The 14,852-nt window shown below is 63.5% G+C and carries 18 protein-coding genes; 16 read left to right on the top strand and 2 right to left on the bottom strand.

Going from position 1 to position 14,852, the window contains the following annotated elements:
• Positions 1-340: 340 nt before the first annotated feature.
• From rplS to leuC, 6 genes are all read left to right on the top strand, one after another.
• Positions 341-880 carry a 50S ribosomal protein L19 gene (gene rplS, locus NKI52_RS03040; protein WP_352696984.1) on the top strand — a complete coding sequence of 180 codons (540 nt, stop codon included), beginning with the start codon at positions 341-343 and terminating at the stop codon, positions 878-880.
• A gap of 262 nt (positions 881-1,142) precedes the next feature.
• Positions 1,143-1,940: a transporter substrate-binding domain-containing protein gene (locus NKI52_RS03035; RefSeq protein WP_031212709.1), complete on the top strand. Its 798-nt coding sequence runs from the start codon at positions 1,143-1,145 to the stop codon at positions 1,938-1,940.
• Between the two features lie 266 nt (positions 1,941-2,206).
• A complete protein-coding gene (locus NKI52_RS03030) occupies positions 2,207-3,022 on the top strand; it encodes an amino acid ABC transporter permease (protein WP_352696982.1) in 816 nt (271 codons plus the stop codon).
• A gap of 56 nt (positions 3,023-3,078) precedes the next feature.
• A complete protein-coding gene (locus NKI52_RS03025) occupies positions 3,079-3,714 on the top strand; it encodes a class I SAM-dependent DNA methyltransferase (protein WP_352696980.1) in 636 nt (211 codons plus the stop codon).
• Between the two features lie 72 nt (positions 3,715-3,786).
• A complete protein-coding gene (locus tag NKI52_RS03020; protein ID WP_352572245.1) occupies positions 3,787-4,047 on the top strand; it encodes a hypothetical protein in 261 nt (86 codons plus the stop codon).
• A 73-nt stretch (positions 4,048-4,120) separates the two neighbouring features.
• A complete protein-coding gene (leuC, locus tag NKI52_RS03015) occupies positions 4,121-5,530 on the top strand; it encodes a 3-isopropylmalate dehydratase large subunit (protein WP_352450161.1) in 1,410 nt (469 codons plus the stop codon).
• 58 nt (positions 5,531-5,588) lie between these two features.
• On the opposite strand, the gene NKI52_RS03010 is transcribed toward leuC, so the two are convergent.
• Positions 5,589-5,900 carry a hypothetical protein gene (locus NKI52_RS03010; protein ID WP_023679773.1) on the bottom strand — a complete coding sequence of 104 codons (312 nt, stop codon included), beginning with the start codon at positions 5,898-5,900 and terminating at the stop codon, positions 5,589-5,591.
• Between the two features lie 161 nt (positions 5,901-6,061).
• On the opposite strand from NKI52_RS03010, the gene NKI52_RS03005 reads away from it, so the two are divergent.
• Together NKI52_RS03005 and NKI52_RS03000 are read left to right on the top strand one after the other, a co-directional pair.
• Positions 6,062-7,258, top strand: a complete 1,197-nt coding sequence (locus NKI52_RS03005; RefSeq protein WP_352578110.1) for a GGDEF domain-containing protein — start codon at positions 6,062-6,064, stop codon at positions 7,256-7,258.
• 76 nt (positions 7,259-7,334) lie between these two features.
• Positions 7,335-8,555 carry a GGDEF domain-containing protein gene (locus NKI52_RS03000; protein WP_352680585.1) on the top strand — a complete coding sequence of 407 codons (1,221 nt, stop codon included), beginning with the start codon at positions 7,335-7,337 and terminating at the stop codon, positions 8,553-8,555.
• Here the strand turns inward: NKI52_RS03000 and NKI52_RS02995 are convergent.
• Entirely contained in the window at positions 8,539-8,898 is a 360-nt protein-coding gene (locus NKI52_RS02995) for a hypothetical protein (protein ID WP_352680584.1), read from the bottom strand. The two genes, NKI52_RS03000 and NKI52_RS02995, sit on opposite strands and share 17 nt — an antisense overlap.
• A gap of 256 nt (positions 8,899-9,154) precedes the next feature.
• Here NKI52_RS02995 and NKI52_RS02990 point away from each other — a divergent pair, with 256 nt between their 5' ends.
• The 8 genes from NKI52_RS02990 (at position 9,155) to NKI52_RS02955 (ending at position 14,851) form a co-directional block, all read left to right on the top strand.
• Positions 9,155-9,535: a hypothetical protein gene (locus NKI52_RS02990; protein WP_352680583.1), complete on the top strand. Its 381-nt coding sequence runs from the start codon at positions 9,155-9,157 to the stop codon at positions 9,533-9,535.
• A 242-nt stretch (positions 9,536-9,777) separates the two neighbouring features.
• Complete coding sequence (sdhC, locus tag NKI52_RS02985; protein WP_292663224.1) at positions 9,778-10,197, top strand: succinate dehydrogenase, cytochrome b556 subunit; 420 nt, start codon at positions 9,778-9,780, stop codon at positions 10,195-10,197.
• 1 nt (position 10,198) lies between these two features.
• Positions 10,199-10,594 (top strand): succinate dehydrogenase, hydrophobic membrane anchor protein, encoded by a 396-nt coding sequence (sdhD, locus tag NKI52_RS02980; RefSeq protein WP_292663226.1) that lies wholly within the window; start codon positions 10,199-10,201, stop codon positions 10,592-10,594.
• Between the two features lie 3 nt (positions 10,595-10,597).
• Positions 10,598-12,436: a succinate dehydrogenase flavoprotein subunit gene (sdhA, locus tag NKI52_RS02975; protein ID WP_023679766.1), complete on the top strand. Its 1,839-nt coding sequence runs from the start codon at positions 10,598-10,600 to the stop codon at positions 12,434-12,436.
• A gap of 7 nt (positions 12,437-12,443) precedes the next feature.
• Positions 12,444-12,755 carry a hypothetical protein gene (locus tag NKI52_RS02970; RefSeq protein WP_352572235.1) on the top strand — a complete coding sequence of 104 codons (312 nt, stop codon included), beginning with the start codon at positions 12,444-12,446 and terminating at the stop codon, positions 12,753-12,755.
• A 1-nt stretch (position 12,756) separates the two neighbouring features.
• Positions 12,757-13,194 carry a DUF3052 domain-containing protein gene (locus NKI52_RS02965; RefSeq protein ID WP_352572236.1) on the top strand — a complete coding sequence of 146 codons (438 nt, stop codon included), beginning with the start codon at positions 12,757-12,759 and terminating at the stop codon, positions 13,192-13,194.
• On the top strand, positions 13,194-13,973 hold the full coding sequence (locus tag NKI52_RS02960) for a succinate dehydrogenase iron-sulfur subunit (protein ID WP_292663232.1): 780 nt from the start codon (positions 13,194-13,196) through the stop codon (positions 13,971-13,973). Before NKI52_RS02965 ends, NKI52_RS02960 begins: the two co-directional genes overlap by 1 nt.
• A 239-nt stretch (positions 13,974-14,212) precedes the next feature.
• Positions 14,213-14,851, top strand: coding sequence for a YceH family protein (locus tag NKI52_RS02955; protein WP_352680580.1), 639 nt, complete (start codon positions 14,213-14,215; stop codon positions 14,849-14,851).
• The last annotated feature ends 1 nt before the right edge of the window (position 14,852 follow it).

Raw genomic sequence — 14,852 nt, 5'->3', positions numbered from 1 at the left:
AGGAAGCTTGACGCGCGGGCGCAACCCCCTGGACCACAAGCGATCACGGGATTGCCACAGCGGGCGCCAGCCCAAGAAGCAGCGCAAAAAAGAAACGGCCCAAAAAAGAAACGGCGAAGACGTGACAAAGCGCCGAAATAGCTGTATGTGCGCGCCGAACCGGAAGAAAAATCTGCCAAGAGCGATCTTCTGGCCCGTCAACAATGACGGTGTAGTCGCCCCTGCCCGATGTTCTCGAACAGACGTTCTCGAACGAAGGGCATAGCCGAGCGGTCGATGCGACTGCAAGGCGAGTGTCGGGCGCTCTGACTGTCGGAAGAACAAGAAGTGGATTTTTGAGATGGACATCCTCCGTCAGCTCGAGGCCGAGGAGGCCGCCAAGATCGAAGCCAAGCGCAAGCTCCCCGAATTCCAGCCCGGCGATACCGTGCGCGTCCAGGTCCGTGTGACCGAAGGCACCCGCACCCGCGTCCAGGCCTATGAGGGCGTCGTCATCGCCCGCGCCGGCGCCGGCTTCCAGGAAAACTTCACCGTCCGCAAGATCTCCTACGGCGAAGGCGTGGAGCGTGTGTTCCCGGTCTATTCGCCGATGGTCGAGGGCGTCGAGATCGTGCGCCGCGGCAAGGTGCGTCGCGCCAAGCTGTACTATTTGCGTGACCGTCGCGGCAAGTCGGCCCGCATTTCGGAAAACACCGGTGTGCGCGCCCGCAAGCTCAACGACGAAGAGCGCGATGCGCTGAACGCCGAGAAGGCGCGCATCGAGGCCGAGAAAGTGGCCGCCGCCCAGGCGCTGGCCGCCGAGAAGGCCGCGCAGGACGCCGCCGAGAAGAAGGCCGCCGACGAGGCCGCCAAGGCCGCGGAAGCAGCTGCCGCCGAATAAGGCTCTTCAAGAACGTATTTTCGGAAAGGCGGCTTCGGCCGCCTTTTTGTTTCGCGAGGCGGATTCTATTTTGCCGGGCTGCGTCGGCCGCAATCGATACGGATCGTTCCGTAATGCCGCCGTTGAAAGCATTGAAATCCATTTTCGTGCCGAACGCCGCATCGGAGCGGCTTGCAAGGCGCCGACGGAAAGCTAAAGTCGGCGCCGGATTTCCTGCATGCCTCGGCCGATCGAGGCGGTTCAGTTCCTGGGGAGCATCGTCATGATCAATTCGAAACTGCTGCTGGCCGGCCTGCTGGCTTGCCTTCTCGTGCCTGTCGCGGCTCTGGCGCAGGCGCTGCCCGACCTCGGCGGCAAGAAAGTGGTGGTGGTGACCGAAAACGCCTATCCGCCGCTGCAGTTCATCGATGCCAAGACCGGCAAGCAGATCGGTTGGGAATATGACGCGATGAACGAGATCGCCAAACGGCTGAATTTCAAGGTCGAGTACCAGAACACCTCCTGGGACGCGATGATCCAGGCGGTTTCCGACAACCAGTACAACATCGGCATGACCGGCATCACGATCAAGGACGACCGCAAGCAGAAGGTCGATTTCTCCGATCCCTACATGCGCTCGGAACAGTTCATGCTGGTGCGCGGCGACGAGAAGCGCTTCACCGACGCCAAGACGTTTGCCGCCTTCAAGGACGGGCTGATCGGCGCGCAGGCCGGCACCACGCCGTTCTACACCGCCGTCTACAGCGTGCTCGACGGCAATGAGCAGAACCCGCGCATCAAGCTGTTCGAGACGTTCGGCGCGACGGTGCAGGCGCTGAAGGCCGGCGACGTCGACGTCGTGCTCACCGACGGCACCGCCGGCAAGGGCTATGTCGATGCGTCCAATGGCGGCCTTAAGCTGATCGGCGGCCCACTCGGCACCGAGGATTTCGGTTTCATCTTCCCCAAGGGCTCCGACCTGGTGAAGCCGGTCAACGCGGCAATCGCCGCGCTCAAGGCCGACGGTACGCTCGACGCGCTCAACAAGAAGTGGTTCCTCGACTACAAGATGGGGCAGTAGGCCCGCTTGTTGCGCGCATTTCATGACGATTGTGCGCGGGAACTCGCGCTGACTCTGCGCTCGTACACCCCCCTCTGTCCTGCCGGACATCTCCCCCTCAAGGGGGGAGATCGGATTTCGCATCGGCTTTCGCCAATTTTCAGTGTTGCAGAACGGGCCGCGAGGTCAAAGCTGCCGATCTCCCCCCTTGAGGGGGAGATGGCCGGCAGGCCAGAGGGGGGTGTGACAGAACGCTGCCTTCGTCACTCTGTTATCGGTACCGCTTGATGCCGTCGGCGCCTCTCGCCTCAGCCAAATCCGACTTCCCGTGGTGGCTTGCCGTGGCCGTGGCGATCGCCTTGGCCGCCGCCATCTTCATCGCTGCCAGCGACCTCTATGCCCAGGTCTTCGCAACCGTCGCCAAGGGCATCGGCGTCACCATCTTCGTCACGGTGGTCGCCTTCGCGCTGGCTTGCGCGATCGGCCTCGGCGTCGCGCTGATGGGCCTGTCGGGCTCGCGCTGGCTCAGCCAGATCGCCCGCTTCTATGTCGAGATCATCCGCGGCGTGCCGATCCTGGTGCTGTTGTTCTGGATCGCCTTTGCCGGCGCGCCGGCCTTCGTCGCGGCGTGGAACGCACTGACGGCGCCGCTGCAAAGCGCCGGCCTGTTCGGCGAACTGCTGGTACGCGACGTGTCGTTGCTATGGCGCGCCATCATGGCGCTGACCATCGGCTATTCGGCCTTCATCTCGGAGGTTTTCCGCGCCGGCATCCAGGCGGTCGAGAAAGGCCAGATCGAGGCGGCCAAGGCGCTCGGGCTGACGCGCACGCAGCGCTTTCGGCTGATCGTCTTTCCGCAGGCGATCCGCACCATTCTGCCGCCGCTCGGCAATGATTTCGTCGCTATGGTCAAGGATTCTTCGCTGGTCTCGGTGCTCGGCGTCGCCGACATCACCCAGATGGGCAAGATCTACGCCGCGGGCTCGTTCCGCTTCTTCGAGACCTATTCGATCGTCGCCTATATCTATCTCATCCTGACTGTCGGTCTGTCACTGGCCTTGCGGTCGCTGGAGAAGCGGCTGCGCCACCAGAATGGGGAATAGAAGGCGGGCGAAGGAGGCGCTACTATCGAGTGAATGCGACCGCCCCAGGAGGACCCATGATCGTCGACAAAGCCAATGCGGCGCTGGAATCGGTCTATACGGCCGATACGCCTGAGGCGCTCGCCAAGGCCTATGCAGAATGGGCCGCGACCTATGACGGCGAAACCGCGGCGCTCGGCTATCTCCTGCCGTTCCTGATCACCGCCTGGGTGGCGCGCCATGTGCCATCAGGCGAAGGGCCGCTGCTCGACGCCGGCTGCGGCACCGGCCTGTCGGGACCGTCGCTCAAGGCGCTCGGCTACCACGACATTGCCGGGCTCGACCTGTCGCAGGACATGCTGAAAATCGCCGGCAGCCGGCAGGCCTATAGCGAGCTGAAACAGGCGATGCTCGGCGGGCCATTGCCTTGGGCGGACGGGTATTTCCGCGCCTTTTTCTCGACCGGCGTGTTCACCATCAGCCACGCACCGGCGTCGGGCCTGCATGAACTGGTACGCATCACCAGGACGGGCGGCCACGCCATCTTCACGGTCCGCGACCAGGTTTTTGAAAGCGGCGGGTTTCAAACCGTATTTGGCGAACTGGAGCAGGCGAAAAAATGGCGGCCGGTCGAGGAGAGCCCGTGGTTCCGCTGCTACGCAATCGCCGAGCCCGACGCGCTGGTGAAGACCTTCGTGTTCGAGGTGGTTTGAGTGGCGCCTTCTTCCTTCTCCCCTTGTGGGAGAAGGTGGATCGGCGCGCAGTGCCGAGACGGATGAGGGGTGTTGGACGGAATGAGGCGTTGGCGTTCCCTGGAGCACCCCTCATCCGTCGCCTTCGGCGACACCTTCTCCCACAAGGGGAGAAGGGGAAGCCGCGCCACAACCCGCCAATTGCCGAAAAGCCAAAACATTGATATGAGCAGCGCCATGGAAGAGCTTTTTGGCGATCCGGCCTATAAAGGTTTCGTGCTGCAGGACAGGAAACGCCTGCCGTCGCGATTTTCCGCGCGCGTCTGCGGGGCGCTGACCAGCCGACTTAGCTAGGGCAGACTCGCCAGGCTGTTTCGCTGGTCCGACCGGCGTCGTTTTCCCTTTTTAATTCGACGGATTTACGCAAATGAGCGCACCGCGCACCCTCTACGACAAGATTTTCGACGACCATGTTGTCGACCGCCAGGACGACGGCACCTGCCTGCTCTATATCGACCGCCATCTGGTCCACGAAGTCACCAGCCCGCAAGCTTTCGAAGGCCTGCGCATAACCGGCCGCAAGGTTCGGCATCCGGAAAAGACGCTGGCCGTGGTCGACCACAATGTGTCGACCTCGCCCGAGCGCAAGTTCGGCATCAAGAACGAGGAAAGCCGCATCCAGGTCGAGGCGCTGGCCAAGAACGCCAAGGATTTCGGCATCGAATATTATTCCGAGAAGGATATCCGCCAGGGCATCGTCCACATCATCGGTCCCGAGCAAGGCTTTACGCTGCCCGGCATGACCATCGTCTGCGGCGACAGCCACACCTCGACGCATGGCGCGTTCGGGGCGCTAGCGCATGGCATCGGCACCTCGGAAGTCGAGCATGTGCTGGCGACGCAGACGCTGATCCAGCGCAAGGCCAAGAACATGCTGGTGCGCGTCGACGGCGCACTGCCGGAAGGCGTCACCGCCAAGGACATCATCCTCGCCATCATCGGCGAGATCGGCACGGCCGGCGGCACCGGCTATGTCATCGAATATGCCGGCGAGGCAATCCGTGCGCTGTCGATGGAAGGCCGCATGACGATCTGCAACATGTCGATCGAAGCCGGCGCCCGCGCCGGCCTGATCGCGCCCGACGAGACCACCTTCGCCTATGTCAAGGACAAGCCGCGCGCCCCCAAGGGCGAAGCCTGGGACGCCGCGCTCGCCTACTGGAAGACGCTGCAGTCCGACGAAGGCGCGCATTTCGACAAGGTGGTCGTGCTCGACGCGGCAAAGCTGCCGCCGATCGTCTCCTGGGGCTCCTCGCCCGAGGACGTGGTCTCGGTGCAAGGCATCGTGCCGAACCCGGACGACATCACTGATGAGAACAAGCGCACCTCCAAGCAGCGCGCACTCGACTATATGGGCCTGAAGCCGGGCACCAAGATCACCGATATCGAACTCGATCGCGTCTTCATCGGCTCCTGCACCAATGGCCGCATCGAGGATCTGCGCGCCGCCGCCAAGGTGATCGAGGGCAGACAAGTCAATCCGCGGGTCAGTGCGATGATCGTGCCGGGCTCCGGCCTGGTCAAGGAACAGGCAGAGGCCGAAGGCCTCGACAAGATCTTTGTCGCCGCCGGCTTTGACTGGCGTGAGCCGGGCTGCTCGATGTGCCTTGCCATGAACGACGACCGGCTGAAGCCGCATGAGCGCTGCGCCTCGACCTCGAATCGCAATTTCGAGGGGCGCCAAGGCTTCAAGGGCCGGACGCATCTGGTGTCGCCGGCAATGGCCGCGGCGGCGGCGATCGCCGGCCATTTCGTCGACATCCGCGAGTGGAAATAGGGCAGGCGCGCGCAGTCGGATATGAGGAGCCCGAGCCGCAATGCGGTTCGGGCATTCTTCAGTCGGGCCGCCTGACGAATTCGTGGAATCCCTCACGGCGGCCGGGTTGGTCCTTTGCGACGACCAGCGCCAGTTGGCGCTCGTCGAAGAGTTTGAACCATTCGTCCCATTCGACCAGTTCGTAGCCGCCGGCATTGACCGGGCGTTCGGCCTCATCCTGGTCCTGGTAGGCATGCTGGCCGAAGACCAGCCTCAGCATGGGCTGCGTTCCGGCTTCGGGCGACACGTCGACGATCGCCGGAAAGCCGGCGCGTGCCGCGGCCCATGAGCGAATTGCATCGTGATCGGTCAGCATGATCGTGTCGGCCATCGGAGCGTCTCCTGGTTGCGGTCGTGAAACGCCGCTCGCCGTTCGCGGTTCCGCCCAGCGGCTTTGTCGACGCACCTGTCGTATATTCGCTTTCGCTTAACCGCTTGTTTGGGCTTCCGCTCTAAGGTCCTCCAAGGGGAAGCGAGGGGAAATTACAGCGCTTGGACACCGGCCTGCTCATAGCGCTGCTCAATCCAGGCATCGCCCTCACACTCGGCGCGGCATTTCTCGTGCTGTGGTTCTATCAGCGCCACCGTCCCTATCTGGCTGTGCTGGCGGCGGGCTACTCGGCCTCGGCCGCAGGCTTCCTGCTCCAGTATTTCACGCTGCCGGTCGGCATGGCGCCGACCAAGCTCATCTCGATCCTGTGCTTCACCTTCGCCACCTGCTGTCTCGCCGGCGCGGTCATTGCGCGCTATGGGCGGCGCGTGCCTTACCCGGCGGTCGGCATTCTGGCCTGCGGCGGCCTGGCCGCGTTCTCGTGGTTTCTTTTTGCCCGGCCGGATCTCACCTGGCGCATCCTTGCCATCAATTTCAGCTTCGGCGGCATCAGCCTGGTTGTCGCCGCCGAGTTGCGCGTGGTGCGCAACAACGGCCCGACAGAAATGATCCTGTTCGTGCTGTCGCTGCTTTCCGGCCTGAACTTCCTGGCGCGGACGCTTGCCGTCGTCATCGCGCATGGGCCGTTCACCAGCTATGAAGGGCTTTACTCCTCGTCCTACTGGACGACGGCTCTGCTGTCGCATGCATTGCTGTCGCTGCTTATTGCGCTTTGCCTGTTCGGCGCCGCCGCGCTCGATGTGATGAAGGCCCTGAAGACCGAAACCCTGACAGACCCGCTGTCGGGCCTGCTCAACCGCCGCGGCTTCGAGGAGCGCGCCATGCTTGTCCTGCAGCACTGTGCCACGGCGCAATTGCCGGTTGCGCTGGTGCTTGCCGATCTCGATCATTTCAAGGCGCTCAACGATCAGCATGGCCACGCGGCCGGCGATCGCGTCATCGCCGACTTCGCTGCCAAGCTTCTGTCGGCTGCAGGTACGCGCGGCGTTGCCGGCCGTATCGGCGGCGAAGAGTTCGCCGTGCTGTTGCCGCTCAGCGACCTTGGCGCGGCAAGACTGTTTGCCGAAGCCATTCGCACGGTCTATTCGGCGGGCAGAATCGACGGACTTCCGCCCGACACAAGAGTGACCGCGAGCTTCGGCGTGGCCGCCCGCACCAGCGACGAAGGGCTGGACCCGCTGATGCGCCGCGCCGACGAAGCGCTCTACAAAGCCAAAAGGAGTGGCCGCGACAGCGTATACCTGTCCTATCAGCGGCCTGAAACGGTCGTCCTTCCCAATCGGACCAGTGCTGGCTGAGCGTCAGCGGCGGCTTCGAATTAACGTCTTTTTCGCGCGTTGGTGATTTGCTGTTCGGGGGGAGTGCCAAAACGCCATGGGCAGCGCTAATTTCATCCTGATGATCAACCTGTTCGTTGCCGGGCTGCTGGCGGCGGCCTTCATGACGATCGCGGTCTATGACGCCGGCCGGGTGTCGGCACGCTGGCTGGCGTTCGGCTATGTGCTCGGCACGGCTTATTTCGCGATCGAGTTCAGCATTCCTGCCTTCGACAATGCGCGCCCCGTGGTTGTCGCCGCCTTTGCCGCCTTCCTTGGCGCTACCGTCGCCTTCAATGGCGGGCTTGCCCATAAATACCGCGTTTCGCCGCCTTGGCCGCCGATGCTGTTCTTCCTGGTCTTCGCCACCCTCGCGGTCTACTTCGTGCAGGACCTGCCACGCCAATCCTTTGTGCGAATGGCGGCCTACCAGCTTCCCTATGCGGCCATGCAGTTCACCGGGCTGGCGATCGTCTTGTCGTCCAGGCAAAGACGCGAGCGGCTCGACTATATGCTGATGGCTGTCCTGGCGGCCAGCACCTTGCAGTTCGCCAGCAAACCCTTCATCGCCCATGCGCTTGGTGGCTGGGGCGCCAACCCGCAATCTTATGCGCAGACCAGCTATGCGTTGGTGTCGCAGTCGGTCGGCACCGTGTTCGGCCTGGCGCTTGCGCTGGTGACATTGGCTATCCTGGTCCGCGACGTGCTCGCCGAGGCGACGTCGAAATCGGAAACCGACACGCTTTCGCGGCTGCTCAACCGTGGCGGCTTCGAGCGCCATGCCGAGATCGCACTGTGTGACGCCATGCAGCGCGCCGTTCCAGCGGCACTGGTCATTGCCGATCTCGACCATTTCAAGCGTATCAACGATACTTACGGCCACGCGTCGGGCGATCGGGTCATCGAGACCTTTGCCGGTTTTCTCCGCGATGCCGCGGCCGACCATCATGTCGCCGGCCGCATCGGCGGCGAGGAATTCGCTATTTTCCTGCCGGGGACCAATCTAGCCGCCGCCCGGCTCTTTGCCGAGGGCACGCGTAGCGCCTTCGGTGCCACGCCGATCGACTGCCTGCCCGCGGATCACCGCTGCAGCGCCAGCTTCGGCGTTGCCGAGCTTGGTCCGGACGAAAGCTTTTCCGACCTGCTGCGGCGCGCCGACAAAGCGCTCTATCAGGCGAAGGGCAGCGGTCGCGATTGCGTGCGTGTCTCGGTGGGGCCGGCTGTTGCCCTGCCGGCGCCGTCAACCAAGGGCGGCGTGGCCGTCAGCGGCAGGGGCTGAGCTCCGGCATTTCGCCGTCGGAGAGGCCGTACATATAGCTGCGGCCCTTGACGAAAACCGGCGGCCTATAGCAGTCGCCGCCGCGGACATCGTCCGATTCGTTTTCGTAGATCACGTCGGGATGGCCGGCGCTGGTGTAGTCGGACAATTCCTTGGCCAGCTTGCCCTCGCCAACGAGGATACGCTTGTAGCCGGCGGCGCTGTCGATGACGAGATTGCCGAAGGAATCGGCATAGACGCGGTCATGATGGCGCGTCCCGGCGAATGCCGGTGCGACGACGCCGACGGCGAGCGCCGCCAATAGGAACCAGGGAAGGCGCGATCCTGCTGAATTCGAATGCATGGCGTGCTGCTCCATTTGCTGAGAGGCAAGCCTCCTCGAATCAGAAATTAACCTTTTATTAACCTTTGTTAAGAGGGCAACCGCAGCAGGGGCGAGGTCTCGGAAAATATGGTTAATACTCGATCGCCCACCGGCCATCATTCGGCCATGCCTTGTTCCCACCATCCCCAGCATCGGGCACGACTCAAAAAGCATGAAATCCGGTGGCTTGCCGGAGCATCGCGGCGGGCTCGATACGCGGGGGGGAAAGCAGCAAATGAGATTACGCCGCACGTTTCGGATGGCGCTGGCCATTCCGCCGCTGCTGGCTGCCGCCGCCTGCGCGCCGCAGACCAGCGCGCCCAAGCTCGGCGACACGGCCGCCGCTTCCGTGTCGCTTGCTCCCGCCGCTAGTGAACCGACGGCACCGCAGCCGCGCACAGCTACTTACAACTGCGCCGACGGTAGCGTGATGACCATCGAGAATCTCGGCACGTCGGTGCTCGTCCTCGGCCAGAACGGCGCCAGCGCCGAGCTGCCGGCGTCACCGGCCAATCAGACCAGCCGTTACGGCGAGGCGCATGACGCAATCGTGATCGATGGGCGTGAGGCGCTGGTGATGAAGGGCGGTGCATCACCGCTGGCCTGCAAGCGCTGATCCGCCCCTTGCGCCAGCCATATTTTGCAGTGCGGCGACATTGTGCCGGCGCAAGGCGACAGTCCTAATCGATTGAAGCTGAAAGCCTCGCTTTCATCAGACTAAATTACGTTTTCGAAACGGTTTTCCGGCTTTGACGCGGTGCAAAAAGAGCATTAGAAACCGGCTGTCCGAAGTCGCAACCGGAAGCGGTAATGCCGCATTCCCACCTGAGGCTCCAGAGACGCCGAACTGGGGGAGCCATGAGCAAATCACCAGCCACCCGCGAATTTGCCAGACGTGAACGGCCGCTTTCGCCGCATCTGACCGTCTATCGGCCGCCGATCACCATGACGATGTCGATCGTCCACCGCATCACCGGCGGGGCGCTCTATTTCGGCACGCTGCTGGTCGCGCTGTGGCTGATGGCGGCGGCGAGCTCGGAGGCGACCTTCAATGCCGTCAACTGGGCCTTCGGCTCGTGGCTGGGACGGCTGGTGCTGTTCGGCTACAGCTGGGCGCTGATGCACCACATGCTGGGCGGTGTGCGCCATCTTATCTGGGACACTGGGGCAGGGCTGGAAAAGCATACGGCATCGAGGATCGCCTGGGCGACGCTTGCCGGCTCGGTCACGCTGACGCTGCTGATCTGGATCGCCGGCTACATGGCGCGGGGAGCCTGACATGAACGGCAAGAACACCGACATGCGCACGCCGCTGGCCAAGGTCCGCGGCCTCGGTTCCGCCCGCGAGGGCACCGGCCATTTCTGGCGCCAGCGGCTGACGGCGATCTCCAACATCCCGCTGGTCCTGTTCTTCGTCGGCTTCCTGATCGCACTCAACGGCGCCAGCTATCTCGAGGTGCGCGCCGCACTTGCCAATCCGTTCGTTGCACTGGTCCTGGCGCTGGTGCTGTTGTCGGTGCTCTACCACATGCGGCTCGGCATGCAGGCGATCATCGAAGACTATGTGCATGGCGAAGGCACCAGGCTGGCGCTGCTCGCCCTCAACACATTCTTTCCCGTCGTCGTCGGCGTCGCTTCGGTCTTCGCCCTGCTTAAACTGGCATTTGGAGGCTGATTTTTGGCCAAGGACGCGAAGAACGCCAACACGGCTTCCGCCTATAGCTATGTCGATCACAAATTCGACGTCGTGGTCGTCGGCGCCGGCGGCGCCGGCCTGCGCGCCGCGCTCGGCATGGCCGAGCAGGGCCTGCGCACCGCCTGCATCACCAAAGTGTTCCCGACGCGCTCGCATACGGTTGCGGCGCAGGGCGGCATCGCCGCCTCGCTCGCCAATATGGGGCCCGACAACTGGCAGTGGCATCTCTTCGACACCGTCAAAGGCTCAGATTGGCTGGGCGACACCGACGCTCAAGAATACATGGTGCGCGAAGCGCCGGCGGCGGTCTACGAGCTCGAGCACTACGGCGTTCCCTTCAGCCGCACCGAGGACGGGAAAATCTACCAGCGGCCGTTCGGCGGCATGATGATGAATTTCGGCGAGGGGCCGCCGGTGCAGCGCACCTGTGCGGCCGCCGACCGCACCGGCCACGCCATGCTGCACACGCTCTACGGCCAGTCGCTGAAGCACAATGCGCAGTTCTTCATCGAGTATTTCGCGCTCGATCTGATCATGGAGCCGGACGGCACCTGCACCGGCGTCGTCGCCTGGAACCTCGACGACGGCACCATCCACCGCTTTTCGGCCAAGATGGTGGTGCTGGCGACCGGCGGCTATGGCCGCGCCTATTTCTCGGCCACCTCGGCGCATACCTGCACCGGCGATGGCGGCGGCATGGCCGCACGCGCAGGCCTGCCGCTGCAGGATATGGAGTTCGTGCAGTTCCACCCGACCGGCATATACGGCGCCGGCTGCCTGATCACCGAGGGCGCGCGCGGCGAGGGCGGCTATCTCGTCAATTCCGAGGGCGAGCGCTTCATGGAGCGCTACGCGCCGTCAGCCAAGGATCTGGCTTCGCGCGACGTGGTCTCGCGCTGCATGACGCTGGAAATCCGCGAGGGCCGCGGCGTCGGCCCGAAGAAGGATCACATTTTCCTGCATCTCGACCATCTCGACCCGGCCGTTCTGCACGAGAGGCTTCCAGGTATTTCGGAATCGGCAAAGATCTTTGCCGGCGTCGACCTGACCAAGGAGCCGATCCCGGTGCTGCCGACGGTCCACTACAATATGGGCGGCGTGCCGACCAATTACTGGGGCGAGGTGCTGAATCCGACGGCGTCGAATCCGGACCAGGTGTCGCCCGGGCTGATGGCGGTCGGCGAAGCCGGCTGCGCCTCGGTGCACGGTGCTAACCGGCTGGGCTCCAACTCGCTGATCGACCTGGTGGTGTTCGGCCGTGCGGCGGCAATCCGGGCCGGCCAGGTGATCGACCGCACATCGGCGATCCCTTCGCCCAACGAGGCCGCCGTCGAAAAGATAATGGACCGCTTCGACCGGCTGCGTCACGCCAACGGCTCGACGCCGACAGCGGTTTTGCGCGAAAAGATGCAGAAGGCGATGCAGGAGGACGCGGCGGTGTTCCGCACCCAGGAATCGCTGGAAAGCGGCTGCAGGCGCATTTCGCAGATCTGGGGTGAACTCGGCGACGTCAAGGTGTTTGACCGCTCGATGATCTGGAACTCCGACCTGGTCGAGACGCTGGAGCTGGAAAACCTGATGGCCAACGCCATCACCACCGTCTACGGCGCCGAGGCGCGCAAGGAAAGCCGCGGCGCGCACGCGCGGGAGGACTTTTCGGCCCGCGACGACGCCAACTGGCGCAAGCATACGCTGGCTCGGCTCAACGAGGCCGGCGAGGTGGCGCTCACCTACCGGCCGGTGCACACCGAAACGCTGCTTAAGGAAGCAGACGGCGGCATCAACCCGGCCAAGATCGCGCCAAAGGCCAGGGTGTATTGAGGTCATGATGAAACATCTGATCGCCTTGGCATTTCTGGTTGGCGTCGGAGTGCACTCGGCGTCTGCCGAGACGGTCTATATCTATGACAACGCTGACAAAATCTCGAAAATGGTGAATGATATTCCCGTTTGGAAAGATGCCGCCACGGCCCAATCGTCAAGTCGAAATTTTTATTCCAAGAACGTCGGGCACATCAGATGTCTGGCAAGGCCTCCGGCCAGTGGCGCACTAAAGCAAATCGGGAAAGCATTTGAAGTGCGCGTATATGCCCGCTGTACCGGCTTCGTGAACGCCCTCTACGTTCATACGGAGAAGTAGAATGGCGTCGGCGGCAGCAGGATATTCCGGCACGCCTCTTCCGGCCAAGCTCGGCCTGAAGGACGGGATGACCGCGGCCTTCATCGCGCTGCCGGCGGAACTGGACGATCTGGCCGACGCCGTCGGTTTTGCCGGTGTCGACCGGCTGGCCGACTGGTCGGCGATTTCTGGCATTCGCCGGAAATATGATGCCGTTCACGCCTTCACCAGGCAGCGTGTCGAGATCGAGGACCGTCTCGGCGACGTCGAAGCGGCGATCAAGCGGGACGGCATGGTCTGGGTGTCATGGCCGAAGAAGGCATCGAAAGTGCCGACCGACGTCACCGAGGACGTTATCCGCACAGAGGCGCTGAAGCTCGACCTCGTCGACGTCAAGGTCGCCGCCGTGAACGAGATCTGGTCCGGGCTGAAGCTCGTCATCCGAAAGGACCTGAGGTAATGGTCGAACTCACGCTTCCGAAAAACTCGAAGATCATGGCCGGAAAAACCTGGCCGAAGCCGGAGGGCGCGACCAATCTGCGCGAATACCGCATCTACCGCTGGTCGCCGGACGATGACGAGAACCCGCGCATGGATACGTATTTCGTCGACATGGACGATTGCGGGCCGATGGTGCTCGACGCGCTGCTCTGGATCAAGAACAAGATCGACCCGACGCTGACGCTGCGCCGCTCCTGCCGCGAAGGCATTTGCGGCTCGTGCGCCATGAACATCGACGGGTCGAACACGCTGGCCTGCACCAAGGGCTGCGACGACATTTCCGGCGCGATCAAGGTCTATCCGCTGCCGCACATGGCTGTGGTCAAGGATTTGGTGCCCGACCTCACCAATTTCTACGCCCAGCACGCCTCGATCGAGCCGTGGCTGAAGACGGTGTCGCCCGAGCCGGCCAAGGAATGGCTGCAGAGCCATGAGGACCGCGAAAAGCTCGACGGGCTCTACGAGTGCATATTGTGCGCCTGCTGCTCGACCTCCTGCCCGAGCTACTGGTGGAACGGCGAGCGCTATCTCGGCCCGGCGACGCTGCTGCAGGCCTATCGCTGGCTGATCGATTCCAGGGACGAGGCGACGGGCGAGCGGCTCGACAATCTCGAAGACCCGTTCCGGCTCTATCGCTGCCACACCATCATGAACTGCGCCCAGACTTGCCCCAAAGGGCTCAACCCGGCCAAGGCGATCGCCGAGATCAAGAAGATGATGGTGGAGCGACGGGTGTAGGCGGCGGGCGAGTTGCAGCCGAGATCGTCTCGTCCGCAGCGATCCTTCGCGCCCCCCTCTGTCCTGCCGGACATCTCCCCCTCAAGGGGGGAGATTAGCAGCTTGGAGGACAGCGCCCTTTCTGCAGCCTTGAAAAGTGGCGAAGCGGTGATGACAGCCAATCTCCCCACTAGAGGGGGAGATGTCCGGCAGGACAGAGGGGGGCGCTGTCCCGCCGAGTTCGAAAGGATAGCAAACTTATGACCGATATCGACCTTCCCATCCTCTCTCCCATCGAAGCCCGCGTGCTCGGCTGCCTTATCGAGAAGAAGGAGCTGACGCCGGACGTCTATCCGCTGACGCTCAATGCGGCACATGCGGCGGCCAACCAGAAGACGGCGCGCGAGCCGGTGATGTCGGTCGAACTTGGCGAGGTCAGAAGAGCGCTTGGCCAGCTCGAGCAGAAGGGCCTAGTCAGGCAGGTGTTCGCGTCGCGCGTCGAGCGCTACGAGCATGTGGTGGCGCAGCGCTTTTCCCTGACCTCGGCGCAGATCGCGCTGCTCGGCCTGTTGCTGCTGCGCGGCCCGCAGACGGCCTATGAATTGCTGGCGCGAAGCGAGCGCATGGCGCGGCTGCCGTCGATCGACGAGCTTCGCGGCAATCTCGATCTGCTGATCGGCCGCCGGCCACCGCTGGTGCAGCAGATCGATCGCGGCCCAGGCCAGCGCGAGGATCGCTATGTCCATCTGCTCAGCGGGCCGCCGCAGCTGTCGGCTGCCGCAGCGCCCCTGCAGTCGTCCTCGCCGGCGTCGGATCTGGAGACGCGCGTGCAGGCCCTCGAGGAAGAGGTCGCGGCATTGCGCGCCCGTCTCGACGCACTGTCCGGCGATGGGCGATAAG

Origin of the sequence: Mesorhizobium sp. M0590 (genome assembly GCF_040320905.1) — a bacterium.
Classification (GTDB): domain Bacteria; phylum Pseudomonadota; class Alphaproteobacteria; order Rhizobiales; family Rhizobiaceae; genus Mesorhizobium.
The sequence above is the reverse complement of the archived record's forward strand: the minus strand, read 5'-3'. Positions and strand labels throughout refer to the sequence as shown.

Bases quoted from the DNA above. Each gene is read 5' to 3' on its own strand.
- sdhC (WP_292663224.1), top strand. From the start codon at position 9,778: ATGAGCAAATCACCAGCCACCCGCGAATTTGCCAGACGTGAACGGCCG.
- NKI52_RS02990 (WP_352680583.1), top strand. From the start codon at position 9,155: ATGAGATTACGCCGCACGTTTCGGATGGCGCTGGCCATTCCGCCGCTG.
- NKI52_RS02970 (WP_352572235.1), top strand. From the start codon at position 12,444: ATGAAACATCTGATCGCCTTGGCATTTCTGGTTGGCGTCGGAGTGCAC.
- NKI52_RS02960 (WP_292663232.1), top strand. From the start codon at position 13,194: ATGGTCGAACTCACGCTTCCGAAAAACTCGAAGATCATGGCCGGAAAA.
- NKI52_RS02955 (WP_352680580.1), top strand. From the start codon at position 14,213: ATGACCGATATCGACCTTCCCATCCTCTCTCCCATCGAAGCCCGCGTG.
- NKI52_RS03000 (WP_352680585.1), top strand. From the start codon at position 7,335: ATGGGCAGCGCTAATTTCATCCTGATGATCAACCTGTTCGTTGCCGGG.
- NKI52_RS03030 (WP_352696982.1), top strand. From the start codon at position 2,207: ATGCCGTCGGCGCCTCTCGCCTCAGCCAAATCCGACTTCCCGTGGTGG.
- NKI52_RS02965 (WP_352572236.1), top strand. From the start codon at position 12,757: ATGGCGTCGGCGGCAGCAGGATATTCCGGCACGCCTCTTCCGGCCAAG.
- NKI52_RS02995 (WP_352680584.1), bottom strand. From the start codon at position 8,898: ATGCATTCGAATTCAGCAGGATCGCGCCTTCCCTGGTTCCTATTGGCG.
- leuC (WP_352450161.1), top strand. From the start codon at position 4,121: ATGAGCGCACCGCGCACCCTCTACGACAAGATTTTCGACGACCATGTT.
- NKI52_RS03025 (WP_352696980.1), top strand. From the start codon at position 3,079: ATGATCGTCGACAAAGCCAATGCGGCGCTGGAATCGGTCTATACGGCC.
- sdhD (WP_292663226.1), top strand. From the start codon at position 10,199: ATGAACGGCAAGAACACCGACATGCGCACGCCGCTGGCCAAGGTCCGC.
- NKI52_RS03035 (WP_031212709.1), top strand. From the start codon at position 1,143: ATGATCAATTCGAAACTGCTGCTGGCCGGCCTGCTGGCTTGCCTTCTC.
- NKI52_RS03010 (WP_023679773.1), bottom strand. From the start codon at position 5,900: ATGGCCGACACGATCATGCTGACCGATCACGATGCAATTCGCTCATGG.
- rplS (WP_352696984.1), top strand. From the start codon at position 341: ATGGACATCCTCCGTCAGCTCGAGGCCGAGGAGGCCGCCAAGATCGAA.